At 59.8% G+C, this 11,554-nt stretch carries 14 protein-coding genes; 4 read left to right on the plus strand and 10 right to left on the minus strand.

Annotation, left to right across the window (positions count from 1 at the left end; translation table 11 throughout):
• The first annotated feature begins 84 nt into the window (after positions 1-84).
• The 3 genes from ASTEX_RS10605 (at position 85) to ASTEX_RS10615 (ending at position 2,795) form a co-directional block, all read left to right on the plus strand.
• On the plus strand, positions 85-957 hold the full coding sequence (locus ASTEX_RS10605; RefSeq protein WP_013479623.1) for a 2,4-didehydro-3-deoxy-L-rhamnonate hydrolase: 873 nt from the start codon (positions 85-87) through the stop codon (positions 955-957).
• Positions 957-1,703 (plus strand): SDR family NAD(P)-dependent oxidoreductase, encoded by a 747-nt coding sequence (locus ASTEX_RS10610; protein ID WP_013479624.1) that lies wholly within the window; start codon positions 957-959, stop codon positions 1,701-1,703. The genes ASTEX_RS10605 and ASTEX_RS10610 overlap by 1 nt, the downstream gene beginning before the upstream one ends.
• A gap of 183 nt (positions 1,704-1,886) precedes the next feature.
• Positions 1,887-2,795, plus strand: coding sequence for an amidohydrolase family protein (locus tag ASTEX_RS10615; RefSeq protein WP_013479625.1), 909 nt, complete (start codon positions 1,887-1,889; stop codon positions 2,793-2,795).
• A 2-nt stretch (positions 2,796-2,797) separates the two neighbouring features.
• Here the strand turns inward: ASTEX_RS10615 and ASTEX_RS10620 are convergent, their stop codons facing one another.
• Genes ASTEX_RS10620 through ASTEX_RS10665 form a run of 10 tightly spaced genes read right to left on the minus strand, consistent with a single transcriptional unit; the run spans position 2,798 to position 11,204 of the window.
• Complete coding sequence (locus ASTEX_RS10620; protein WP_013479626.1) at positions 2,798-3,358, minus strand: GNAT family N-acetyltransferase; 561 nt, start codon at positions 3,356-3,358, stop codon at positions 2,798-2,800.
• Positions 3,351-4,337, minus strand: coding sequence for a UDP-2,4-diacetamido-2,4,6-trideoxy-beta-L-altropyranose hydrolase (pseG, locus tag ASTEX_RS10625; protein WP_013479627.1), 987 nt, complete (start codon positions 4,335-4,337; stop codon positions 3,351-3,353). Before pseG ends, ASTEX_RS10620 begins: the two co-directional genes overlap by 8 nt.
• On the minus strand, positions 4,337-5,350 hold the full coding sequence (locus ASTEX_RS10630; protein WP_013479628.1) for a ketoacyl-ACP synthase III: 1,014 nt from the start codon (positions 5,348-5,350) through the stop codon (positions 4,337-4,339). Before ASTEX_RS10630 ends, pseG begins: the two co-directional genes overlap by 1 nt.
• Positions 5,350-6,081: an SDR family NAD(P)-dependent oxidoreductase gene (locus ASTEX_RS10635; protein ID WP_013479629.1), complete on the minus strand. Its 732-nt coding sequence runs from the start codon at positions 6,079-6,081 to the stop codon at positions 5,350-5,352. The genes ASTEX_RS10630 and ASTEX_RS10635 overlap by 1 nt, the downstream gene beginning before the upstream one ends.
• Positions 6,078-7,184: an AMP-binding protein gene (locus tag ASTEX_RS10640; protein WP_013479630.1), complete on the minus strand. Its 1,107-nt coding sequence runs from the start codon at positions 7,182-7,184 to the stop codon at positions 6,078-6,080. The genes ASTEX_RS10635 and ASTEX_RS10640 overlap by 4 nt, the downstream gene beginning before the upstream one ends.
• Positions 7,185-7,424 (minus strand): acyl carrier protein, encoded by a 240-nt coding sequence (locus ASTEX_RS10645; protein WP_013479631.1) that lies wholly within the window; start codon positions 7,422-7,424, stop codon positions 7,185-7,187.
• Positions 7,414-8,244, minus strand: coding sequence for an alpha/beta fold hydrolase (locus ASTEX_RS10650; RefSeq protein ID WP_144004648.1), 831 nt, complete (start codon positions 8,242-8,244; stop codon positions 7,414-7,416). Before ASTEX_RS10650 ends, ASTEX_RS10645 begins: the two co-directional genes overlap by 11 nt.
• A complete protein-coding gene (locus ASTEX_RS10655; protein ID WP_013479632.1) occupies positions 8,241-9,041 on the minus strand; it encodes an SDR family NAD(P)-dependent oxidoreductase in 801 nt (266 codons plus the stop codon). Before ASTEX_RS10655 ends, ASTEX_RS10650 begins: the two co-directional genes overlap by 4 nt.
• Entirely contained in the window at positions 9,038-10,150 is a 1,113-nt protein-coding gene (locus ASTEX_RS10660) for an aromatic ring-hydroxylating oxygenase subunit alpha (RefSeq protein WP_013479633.1), read from the minus strand. Before ASTEX_RS10660 ends, ASTEX_RS10655 begins: the two co-directional genes overlap by 4 nt.
• Positions 10,143-11,204 (minus strand): 3-oxoacyl-ACP synthase III family protein, encoded by a 1,062-nt coding sequence (locus tag ASTEX_RS10665; protein WP_013479634.1) that lies wholly within the window; start codon positions 11,202-11,204, stop codon positions 10,143-10,145. The genes ASTEX_RS10660 and ASTEX_RS10665 overlap by 8 nt, the downstream gene beginning before the upstream one ends.
• Before the next feature lie 125 nt (positions 11,205-11,329).
• On the opposite strand from ASTEX_RS10665, the gene ASTEX_RS10670 reads away from it, so the two are divergent.
• Entirely contained in the window at positions 11,330-11,551 is a 222-nt protein-coding gene (locus ASTEX_RS10670; RefSeq protein ID WP_013479635.1) for a phosphopantetheine-binding protein, read from the plus strand.
• The last annotated feature ends 3 nt before the right edge of the window (positions 11,552-11,554 follow it).

Genomic DNA, 11,554 nt, shown 5'->3' on the forward strand with positions numbered 1-11,554 from the left:
GCCTTCAGGGGTGGTCCATATCGTCAGATCAAAGCAAGAGACGCCTCGCCGCTTTGATCTGGCTTTATTTTTGAGGAAAGCTTTATGAAACTCGTTCGCTTTGGCCCCAAGGGTCAGGAAAAGCCTGGCGTGATCGACGCTGACGGCAAGCTGCGCGATCTGTCGTCGGTCGTCGCTGACATCACCCCCGAAGAGGTGCGCCTGTCGAAGCTGGCCGGCCTCAAGGCCACCGACGTCTCGGCCCTGCCGGTTGTCGAAGGCGATGTGCGCTACGGCGTGCCGGTCAACAAGATCGGTAAGATCATCGCGGTAGGCCTCAACTATGCTGACCACGCGGCCGAATCGAACCTGCCCGTGCCGTCGGAACCCATCTTCTTCACCAAGGCCGTGACCTCGCTCACCGGCCCCAATGACGACGTGATGAAGCCGCGCGACGCCACCAAGATGGACTGGGAAGTGGAACTCGGCCTCATCATCGGCAAGACCTGCCGCTATGTCGAAGAAGCCGATGCGCTGAGCCACGTTGCCGGTTACGTGCTGGTCAACGACATCTCCGAGCGCGCTTTCCAGAAGGAGCGCGGTACGCAGTGGGTCAAGGGTAAGGGCTGCGACACCTTCTGCCCGACCGGCCCGTGGCTGGTGACGCCGGAAGAGATCGGCGACGTGCACAATCTCGACATGTTCCTGAACGTCAATGGCCAGCGCATGCAGACCGGCAACACGAAGACCCTGATCTTCAATGTCGCCCACTGCATCAGCTACATCTCGCGCTTCATCACCCTGCAACCGGGCGATCTGGTCATCACCGGCACGCCTCCGGGCGTCGGTGAAGGCAAGAAGCCAAACGCCATCTACCTCAATGCGGGCGACACCATGCACCTTGGCATCACCGGCCTTGGCGAACAGCGCCAGACCGTTGTGCCGTTCTCGCTCGAACATCAGGAGATCATCGGCTAATGGCTTATGCTGGACGTTTTGAAAACCGCTGCGCCGTCATCACCGGTGCTGCCGGGGGCCTCGGCAAGGCCGCCGCTCAACGCATCATCTCTGAGGGCGGCAAGGTCGTCCTTTGGGACCTGAACGCGGAACTTCTGGAAACGACCGCAACGGAAATCGGCGCGGCTGGGTTTGTGGCGCTCGATGTCTCAAAGCTCGAAGAAGTCTCTGCGGCGGCTAAAAAGTCGGCGGAGATCTTAGGCAAGATCGACATTCTGGTCGCTTCGGCGGGCATCACGGGCGCGACCGTGCCAGTGTGGGAGTTCCCGGTCGAATCGTGGCTGAAGGTCATGGACATCAATCTCAATGGCCTATTCTACTGCAACCGTGAGATCATCCCCTTCATGCTCGAAAACGGCTATGGCCGCATCGTCAATGTCGCATCGGTCGCGGGCAAGGAAGGCAATCCCAACGCCTCGGCCTATTCGGCCTCCAAGGCGGGCGTGATCGGCTTTACCAAGTCTCTGGGCAAAGAACTGGCGACCAAAGGCGTCATTGTCAACGCGCTCACTCCGGCGACCTTTGAGTCACCCATTCTGGCGCAACTCCCGCAAAGCCAGGTCGATTACATGCGCTCAAAGATTCCGATGGGGCGTTTGGGCATTGTCGATGAATCGGCGGCCATGGTCTGCTTCATGGCCTCGGAAGAGTGCTCCTTCACGACCGCTTCGGTGTTTGACACATCGGGTGGTCGCACGACCTACTAAACGCTCTCACGGCGGCGCCTGACGGGGCCGCCGTTCTCTTATAACAAAGCACGCAAATCGCTATGGTGAGTCGAAAAGACTTAGCCGGCGAGACACGCAGCAAAGCGTACTTTCGTACATGAGCCGCGTATCGCAGACGGATGAGGCTTTGCAGACCTCCAGAGCGACGGGCTCGGAGGAAACATGACAAAACTGCCCTTTATCGACGCCCACATCCATCTGTGGGACCTCGACCATCTGCGCTACGGCTGGCTGAGCGCGCCGTTCGACGATACCGGCGTCAATGGCTCGACCGAGGCCATCGCCTCGACCTACCTCCCCGCGCATTATCAGGCTGACGCCACGGGGTTCGACGTGCGCGGTACCGTGCATATCGACGCCGGCGCGCATCCGGACGACGCCCTCGCCGAGACAAAATGGCTGCAAAAGCTGCATGAACAGACCCGTCTGCCTACTGCGATCGTCGCCTTTGCCGGCCTGAACGATCCGAAGGTCGAAGCCTTGCTGGAAGCCCATGCGCAGCATTCCGCCGTACGCGGCATCCGCCATATCCTCAACTGGCACCCCAACCCCTATTTCAGCTATACACCCGCTAACCTGCTGGAGGATCCGCAATGGCAGGCGGGTTATGCGCTCCTGGCCAAATATGGCCTGTCCTTTGACCTGCAAATCTATGAAAATCAGATGGCGGCCGCGGCCGCTCTGGCGGCCAAACATCCGGATGTTCCTGTGATGCTCAATCATGCTGGCATGCCGGTCAATGACGGTAACGGCCATCTGAGCCGCTGGGAAGCGGGCCTGAAGACGCTCGCCGCCCAACCGAATGTCTCAGTGAAAATTTCCGGCATGGGCTTTGCCAACCGTCACTGGACAACGCAAACCATCCGCCCGCTCGTGCTGACCGTCATCGACATCTTCGGCACGGATCGCGTGATGTTTGCCTCTGACGTACCCACCGACAAGCTCTTCTCGGACTACAAGACTATCATGGACGCTTTCGACGCGGTGACCTGTGACTTCTCCGACACTGAGAGACGGGCCATGTTCGCGGGCAATGCGAACCGGCTTTATCGCCTGGAGCTCGAAGTCTGAGACTACTCGGTCTCCTTACCGTCCCAGTTACGCGTATCTGGGAACTTCTTACGAAAGGCGCGCCATTCCGCCGCCTCCTGCTCGAAGATATGCAGGTCGTGGCGCACATCGTTTTTGAGGACGTGGTTTTTTAGCACACCGACATGGCGATAGCCGTTGAAGGCTTGTGCCCGCACCACGCGATCGTTCCAGTTTACGATGTGATTGACCAGCTTATGCAGACCCAACGTACAGAAGGCGTGGTTCAGCGTGCCGATAAAGTTATAGGCCGACAAGGTGGGCGACACGGCTTCGTCGCCCACATAGACGCCCACCTCGCCTATACCATTCACCCGATCCGTCACCGTGATCGACGTATAGCCGACGTCGCGGCCTTCGATGCAGATGATGCGATGATGATAATCGTCACGGCTCGCACAACGTTCAATCCAGCCCCGCTGGCGCTCGATATCGTAGGGCACATCGGTAAGCATAAACTGGGTGATGCGCGCAGATGTGCGCCAATCCAGCAGCATCTTGGCGTCATCCGGCTGCACCGGTCTGTAGCTTAAAAACTCATACACGGGTCATCGCCTCCACTATTCGTTCCGCACCGCACCCATCGACCAGAGAATGGGCTCTGGCCGCCTCGGTCACACGGCCGAGTACATCAGACAGAAGGGTCTTTACCTTGTCATTAAAGCCGTCGGGCCAGCCTTCACGCGCGTCCAACACCGGATAGGGCGAGGCGCTGAGCGAGGCCGCCTGATTATCGACCACCACCATGACCAGCGCGGGCAGGCCCATGGCGGCGATCTCACCGACACTACCTCCGGCTGCCGTAACCACCAGAGACGCCCCGCTTAAGACCTCGGCCACATTGTCGGGCGACAGGTAAAGTTTCAAAGCCGCATGGGCCGCACACAGGCGACGCAAGGCATCAACATCGCCATTGGCAGGCCCTACGATCAGGCGGATATCATAGCGCGGCGCGACCTCAAGCAGGGCCTCCGCGCACAGGGCTGTAAAGCCTCTGGGATCTGATCCGCCAAACAGAACGCAGATGTGAGCGCGACGCGGCGCCGGGTAGGAGCGACGAAACTCGTGGCGGATGGGCGCATAATCCGGCCCCAGACACAGATGCGCATCCGGCGTGATTTCGGCATACATCTGCGGCGATGCCGAAGCGGCGGCATTGATCACCAGATGAACGTTCAGCGGCCGCACCTGCGCCAGATCATCAAACGCGGCCAGCCGATAATCCGCACACAGATCGGTATAAAATACAGCCTCCGCTGCGTAGGAATCGACCAGCAACAGCTCGCCCGTCGGCACACTGGCGCGTATGGCCGCGGCATCTTGCGGGCTACCGATCGCTGTCTCCAGTCGCCGGCAGCCGGCGCCGATCTGCGCCAGACGTGAACGAATGGCCTCGGAGGAGTCATTGAGCAGAAAGGTCACGGCCATACCGCGATGACGCGCCGCTTCAGCCACGGCGAAACAGCGCATAAAGTGGCCCAGACCGATCTGCGCTGAGGCTTCGGTGCGCACCCACAACTGCATCAGGGCACCCTAACGATGTCGATGAGATCAGGTGAAGGCGTCGTCCATACGGCGCTTGACCACGACCAGCCGACGCCAAACCCACACAAAAGAAGACGCAGCGGTGTCGTGTCTGACAAGCGCGGTTCGCCAGTCGAAAGCCGGTCGCACATGGCCAGTGGGATGGAGGCTGAGGACGTATTTCCATAGTCGCGCACCGCATAGACCATCTGATCTTCACGTGCCTTTATCTTGTGCCCCAATGTCTTCAACATGAGCGCATTGGCCTGATGCAGGACGACGTGATCCATCGCGTCAATCACTTCACCTGCGGCAATGAGGGCACGGGCAACACTCGGTGCCACCTGCTTCAAAGAGAAGGCCATAACCTGCGTCCCGTCCATAAACAGGCGCGGCGGACCGCTCTCTGCCAATCCGCCGGTGCGGGACATAAGATAGGGCGCACCGGATCCGTCCGAGCCAAGATCAAAGGCGATCCCGGCCTCGCCGGCTTCCAGCGCCGTCACGGACACAGCATCGCCGAAAAGGGGTTTAAGCGCGCGATTGTCTTCATCGATCATGCGTGTCGTCATATCGCCGGTGACTAGAAGCGCGCGGCTAATGCCTGCTGTCTGCATCAGTGACGAGACGACCGACAATCCATAAACGTAGCCTGAACAGCCGAGGGCGATATCGAGACAGAGCGCTCCGTTACCTACACCCAGACGATTTTGCAGCACACAGGCCGTCGAGGGTAGCGGATAGTCCGGCGTCTGGGTCACCACGATCAGCAAGCCGACACTGTCCGCTGACCAGCCGAGCCCGTCTAGGAGCCGACGCGACGCCACCTCGCCCAACTGGGAAACCGTGTGGGCGTCTGAGACGGGGCGTCGTTCAATCCCCGTAGCCGCGATGATCTTGGTTATTGCGTCTTCGCCAAAATGCGCACCCAGGTCGCGGTTTTCGCTCACCGCTTCAGGCAGGGATGTAACGATCCCCCTAAGCACTGGACCTGGTATGCTGAATGCGACCATCAGTTTGTCAGGCCCCCATCGACCGTCAGGGTCTGACCCGTGATAAAACCCGCCTCATCGGACAACAAAAAGCGCACCAGCGGCGTGATGTCGGTAAGATCGCACAAACGCCCAAGGGGCGTGCGACGTACGATCTGCTCCAGTTGGCGGTCATCGAGCCCCGCAGACAGAGCCGTCTTCATATAGCCCGGCGCGATGGAATTGACGGTGATGCCCAGCCGCCCGACTTCACGTGAAAGGGCACGGCCAAAGCCATCCATGCCCGCTTTCGACGCCGCGTAGGCGCTCAAGCCCGTATAGCCGCGCAGGCCCGTGATCGAAGAAATATTGATGATGCGACCGGGCTTACGGGTACGTTGCATCCGACGCAAGGCGGCACGCGTAAGCGCCATGGCCCCGGTCAGATTGACCTGCAAGACCCGCTCAATATCGGCCAGCGGCAAGGTCGACAAGATGCCCTCAACCGATATACCGGCATTGTTGACGACGCCCCAGGGAGCGCTGTCGAAATGCGCTACAGCGGCGGCGCTAAAGGCTTCTATGGCCGCGTTATCGCCCATATCGCAGGTCTGCCAGAAAAAGCGTGGCCCGTGCTGATCCTGAAGGATGCGCACCTCGTCGCTATGGGTGGTGGAACAGCCCGCAACGTCGTAGCCTGCCAACAGAAGATCGGAGGCGATGGCGTGACCCAGACCGCGACTTACCCCGCTAATTATCACCCAGCGCGTCATGCCTCAGCCCTCGATTTCTTACCTGTCTCTGCGCGGGCAATGGCCTCAACGAAGCGAAGCCCTACCGGGCGACTGGCGCGCGGCAGACCCTGAATATACACCTTCACTTCGGTCTCATCCGCGCCCGGCGCAAGGGCGATTTCAGCGCTCAAAACGTGCCCTGTAATGGGGCTTGGTCGCGCCCAGACACGTGCATCAGCCACGGCAGGACACAGGCTCAGATAGGCCTCGACCTCCTCCGGAAAGACTTTGACGCCACCAATGTTAACGAGACTATCCAGTCTACCGCGAAAGCGCACGCGACCGTTTTCAACACTCACTACGTCGCGCGTATCGTGACCGTCAACAAGCAGCGTTCCGGCTTCGGACAGAGACAGGCGATCGCCCAATGCGCTCTGCGGAAATCCAGCCTGCCCGTCACTGACGGTGAGGATCACACCCAACTCTGTGGTGGCGTAGATATGGCGGATATGGGCCCCCGGAAACCGGGCGCGCAGGGCATCAAGCAGACCCTGATCCACGGCTTCACCGCCGAGTGTCACCCCGCGCAAGGACAGGCCCGAGGGGGCGCTCATCAAAAAGGCGCGCCAGAAGGTCGGCGTGCCGCTGATGTGCGAAGCCTGGTGGCGGTCGGCCAGTTGGGCCATAACGGCAATGTCCGCCCCTTCCGGCGGCGCGATCAGGGTGTGACCGCCGATCAGGGCGGAAAGGATCACCTGCATTCCGGCAAAGCTGAACGGATGATAAGTCAGAAGCCAGCACGCTTTCGAACCGCCCTGAGTGATGGCAGCGGTCAGCTTTGCCATCTCGTGGCCAGCCCATTTGGGCGCACCCGTGGTGCCCGAGGTTTGCAACCAGACGCGAGCGGAAAGCTCCACCTCAGGCTCCGCCAATAACGGCCCGTCTACACGCTGAACGAACAGGTCTGTCTTTTGTTTTTGCGCAGCGATCAGGGCGGTGATAAGTCCGGCAACCGAGCGGTCACTTGTGCCGTAAACCTTATCTGATGTCTGAAAAACCTCGGCGCGGGCATGCAGATCATCGGCGGACATAACCTGCCCGTCTTCGATGAGCCGAAACGAGATGCCGAGGGAAAAATCCATCTAGGCCGCCTTTGTAAACAGGGCCGCCAGTTCGCCGGCCGTGTGGAACAGCACAAAGCCCTCGCGGAAGGGCTGAAGCCCTGTTTTCTCTTCGAGCGCCACCACGAGCGTCGCCAGATCCAGACTGTCGATATCGAGCGGCCCGTTGAGCAGCGGCGTATCGGCCTCAATGGGCGACACGGCTGCGCCTTTCTCGGACAAAATCTGGATTAGCTCCTCGCGGACAAGATCAAAGCTCATTTAGAAACTCCGTAATCAGACCGGTGATGCGCCCTGGCACCTCCATGTGCGGCAGATGCCCTACACCATCGAGCGTATGAAGCCTTGCGGGCAAACGCTCAGGCGGTGGCAGAGGAATGACCCGGTCAGACTGCCCCCAGATCACCTGATGCGGCACACTTACACGACTCCAGTCGTACCACCCCATAGACGGGTGGGCCGCCTCAATGCGTCGCAGAAAGCGTAGCAGTAGATCCCGGCGGGCGGGTGGGGCAGCGGCCTGCAATGAGGCGGCTAAAGCATCGACAGACGTTTGGTTCTGCGCGCCCAGAAGTTGCGCGGCGGCGGCACGGGCGCTGGCTTCACTGCCTTCGATCAGAAAGCGCTCCAGCGCGTCGCGGTCAAATGCGCCGCCCATGCCCGCAGGTGCAATCAGGGTCAAACTCCTGACCTGCTGGGCATAGGCTTCGGCCATACCGAGGCTGATGCGTGCGCCCATCGAATGACCGACCAGATGTGCGCAGCCGATACCGAGGACATCCAGCGCTTGCGACAGCCACGAGGCCATAAACTCCAGACTGCAATCGCCCGCCGCATCGGCACTTCGACCATGCGCCGGCAGGTCGATGGCCACCACGCGGTAGCGAGCCGCCAGCGGGATCAGGCAAAAGGACCAGGTCAGCAAATCAGCGGCGAAGCCGTGCACGAATACGATAGCGGGCGCCGCCTTATCCCCCAGATCGAGATAACTCATCCTCCCGCAAGCATGGGCATCGCTGTGGCTTATGGTCAGCCGACGGCTGCCGGGACGCGGCACAGAGGGGGCAGACAGAACTGTCACGCCAGAAACCCTCCGTCCACGGTCAATATGGACCCGGTAATCCAACGCGACGTGTCGGCCAGCAGAAAGGCAATGGCCGCAGCCACGTCATCGGGCCTGCCCAGCCCCAGCGGATGCAGATCTATGACCCGCTGAAAATTCTCTTCGGAGAGAAGGGCGCGAAACTGATCCGACATAGGGGTGTCGATCATCGCCGGGGCGACCGCATTGACGCGTACGCCATCACGAACCAGTTCAACGCCGAGGCCTTTTACGGCTGAAATAATGCCGCCTTTTGACGCTGCATAGACGACATTGCCAGGCGCGGTTTTCAACGCGGCAGAAGACGACACATAAACGAGTGAAGCGCCAGACACGTGGCAGGCTTTCAGCCGAAAGGCCTGAGCCAGCATCAGGGAGGCGGCCAGATTTTGTGTGAGCACTTCCTGAATAAAGTCGGGCTTCACCGCCTGAATAGGCCGCGTTGCCTGCACGCCTGCGCAATGAGCCAGCCCGTTGAGCGGTCCTGTCTCGGCGCAGACCGTCTTCATCCAGGGCACGATCTTCTCAATATCGGCCAGGTCAAACAGATGACCTTGATGGCCCTCTCCGGACAAGGCATCCAGCGTTGCCTGAAGGCGCTCAGGATTACGCCCCGTGACGATAAGGCGCGCCCCCAGACGCGACAGATAGATGGCTGAGGCCTGCCCGATGCCGGACGTCGCACCTGTCACCATAATGGTGCGCCCGCTCAGGCTTAAAGGGTTAAAACCCGTATCCGCGGGTTTTGTGACGCAAGGGGTCAGGACGTCGCTCATGGCGTCTCTCCGGATGCGGACCAGTCGCCCATGCGTTTTGCCCAAGCCTTCTGAAAATGGGCGATCCGCCCTTCCATCTGTCCCAGAAGCGGCGCCCGATTATCGGGCACATCGCGCATCCCCGCCTGCGTGATGCCGCAGATTTGGGCATCCTCATCGCGCACCTGTGCCGAAAAGGTTTTGAGTTCGCCAACCACCAGATCGCGCGTTTGTCCACCCCGATTGGTTGCCAGCCAGGAGGCCGAGTTGATACGTAAACGCTCTGGCGCAATGGGATCGAAGGTCTGAAACGTCAAAAACGCGCCGCCGGAAAACGTGATGACGATATTTGGGAAGATGAGGAAATTGCCATATTCGGGATAACGGTCTGACGGCGTAATCTTTAGATTCTTATGAACATTACGCCACCATTTCAGTGAGCGCTCCTTCAGCTTGCCGGTATAACGGCTATGGTCAGGCACACTTGAAATTTCCAGCTGCAGCGACAGGATCAGGCCAAAACTCTCCGCATGGACAAGAGGCACATGATAGCCTTCAGCGGCATTGTCCATGCCGAGCTTCCAGTTGGCTTCCCACTCATAGCTGACGCGTTCAAAGCGATCCGTGCACACCGCAGACAGGTGTTCTAATTCGTCGTGATAGTCGCCTAGAAAGGTTTGAAGGTCGGGACCTTCGGATGTCATCCGTACAAAGACAAAATGACCCACCACTTCAAGTGCGTAGGCTTGCAGAGCCAGCTCTGCCTGATCCGCTTCAGTCAGGTTGAAGCATGGCTTGTTCAGGGGCACGCCCACAGGCTTTCCCTCACCATTATAGGTCCAGCCGTGATAGGGACACTGCAGGGGTCGATTGCCAGCGCTCTCGGTCTGAATCCGCGCGAACCGGTGAGAACAGACATTGCGAAAGGCCCGCAAATCGCCGTTGAAGTTCTGAACGACGATGGAGTGCGGCCCTATCTGCGCCGTTATGAAGTCCTGATGATTTTTGAGGTCTTCAACAAAACCGACACATAACCAGGACGGGCGAAAGACGTGGGCGATTTCCGCCGTCAGAACCTCTTCGCGGACATAGGCGTCTGCAGGTATCTGTCCCAGAAGGTCTCTATACATAGTCGTCGATCCCTGGAGCGGGGATCGGCCCGAGCGTCAGCTTCATAGCACTCCATGACCAGCCAACGCCAAAGCCCATAATGACCATCTGGCGCCGCTCCGAGAAGACGTCGTGCAGCGCGTCGGCAATGGTCAGGGGAATGGAGGCGGAAGAGGTATTGCCAAAGCGCTCCATGGCTACCGGCACCTTTTCCACGGGTAGGCCCGCCTTTTTGCGCAGGTGGTTGAGCATGAAAGCATTGGCCTGATGGAAGACGACGTAATCGACGCTGTCGGCGGTTTCACCGGACGCCTCAAGGATGCGCCCGACCAGAGCCGGTACGGCTTTCAGCGTAAAATTGAACACCTCCGTACCATTCAGATGTAGCCGGGCCGCCTTGAAGAGGTGCTCGGCATAGTCCGCCGGATGGGGTTCGACCGGAGGCACAAGCGGCAGCTTCAGCCCGCCCGCCTCAACCAGAATATGCGCCGCGCCAGACCCATCTGTACCGAATTCCCCGAACATCGGCTGCGCAGCCTCATCGACCTCCAGCGCCGTGGCAGAACCCGCGTCGCCAAACAGGGGCACCGTGGCGCGATCGCCGGGCATCAGCTTAGAGGTCGAAACATCCCCGGCCAGCACGAGCGCCCTCGCCGGACGCCCTTCGATCTTTAGCGTCTGCAGCAGCGACGCGGCTGTCCACAGACCGTAGGGATAGCCGGAACAGCCAAGATTAATGTCAAAAGCCAGACACGACCCCAGTCCGAGACGCGTTTGCAGCGCGCAGGCCGTTGAGGGGATCACGTAGTCGGCGCTTTGGGTCACGAAGATCAGGACATCGATCGTGTCCCTGTTCCAGCCGAGCTGAGCCAGTAGCCCCTCCGCGGCCCTTTGACACAGGTCTGAGGTCAGGACACCGGCGGGCGCGATCCTTCGGGTGATGACCCCGATCGAGCCGGTGAGGCGCGCGCGCTCGGCGTCATCGGGGATAAGCCCTTCTATACCCAGACTTTGGGCGGGCACGCAGGCGCGAAGACCGCGGATCGACACCCCTTTAATTACGCCACCGGTCATGCGGTTTCGACCCCAGTCTCACTAAGCTCTACGACGTCGTTAACCTTAGTTAGCAAGTTTTAAGCAAATATTGACGAAACCACGGTTCTATCGGCCAGAACCTGTAATGAAGGGGAGATGTGCACGTGGATAAAGCCGCCTTTTTTGCCGCAATTGCGGAGATTCTTGAAGTCGATGGAAGCGGACTGACCGGCGAAGAAAATGTCCGCGATATCGGCAACTGGGACAGCCTTTCTGTCATCTCCTTTGTGGCTATGGTCGATTCCGATCTGGGGCGAATCGTTGATGGCGAAAAGCTAAAAAGCGCGGTCACGCTAAATGACCTCGCTGCGGTTGCCGGATTGTAGTCG

The sequence above is a fragment of the Asticcacaulis excentricus CB 48 genome (genome assembly GCF_000175215.2).
GTDB lineage: Bacteria > Pseudomonadota > Alphaproteobacteria > Caulobacterales > Caulobacteraceae > Asticcacaulis > Asticcacaulis excentricus.

Coding starts and splice junctions, on each gene's coding strand:
- ASTEX_RS10605 (WP_013479623.1), top strand. CDS start 85: ATGAAACTCGTTCGCTTTGGCCCCAAGGGTCAGGAAAAGCCTGGCGTG.
- ASTEX_RS10610 (WP_013479624.1), top strand. CDS start 957: ATGGCTTATGCTGGACGTTTTGAAAACCGCTGCGCCGTCATCACCGGT.
- ASTEX_RS10615 (WP_013479625.1), top strand. CDS start 1,887: ATGACAAAACTGCCCTTTATCGACGCCCACATCCATCTGTGGGACCTC.
- pseG (WP_013479627.1), bottom strand. CDS start 4,337: ATGCAGTTGTGGGTGCGCACCGAAGCCTCAGCGCAGATCGGTCTGGGC.
- ASTEX_RS10630 (WP_013479628.1), bottom strand. CDS start 5,350: ATGGTCGCATTCAGCATACCAGGTCCAGTGCTTAGGGGGATCGTTACA.
- ASTEX_RS10635 (WP_013479629.1), bottom strand. CDS start 6,081: ATGACGCGCTGGGTGATAATTAGCGGGGTAAGTCGCGGTCTGGGTCAC.
- ASTEX_RS10640 (WP_013479630.1), bottom strand. CDS start 7,184: ATGGATTTTTCCCTCGGCATCTCGTTTCGGCTCATCGAAGACGGGCAG.
- ASTEX_RS10645 (WP_013479631.1), bottom strand. CDS start 7,424: ATGAGCTTTGATCTTGTCCGCGAGGAGCTAATCCAGATTTTGTCCGAG.
- ASTEX_RS10655 (WP_013479632.1), bottom strand. CDS start 9,041: ATGAGCGACGTCCTGACCCCTTGCGTCACAAAACCCGCGGATACGGGT.
- ASTEX_RS10660 (WP_013479633.1), bottom strand. CDS start 10,150: ATGTATAGAGACCTTCTGGGACAGATACCTGCAGACGCCTATGTCCGC.
- ASTEX_RS10665 (WP_013479634.1), bottom strand. CDS start 11,204: ATGACCGGTGGCGTAATTAAAGGGGTGTCGATCCGCGGTCTTCGCGCC.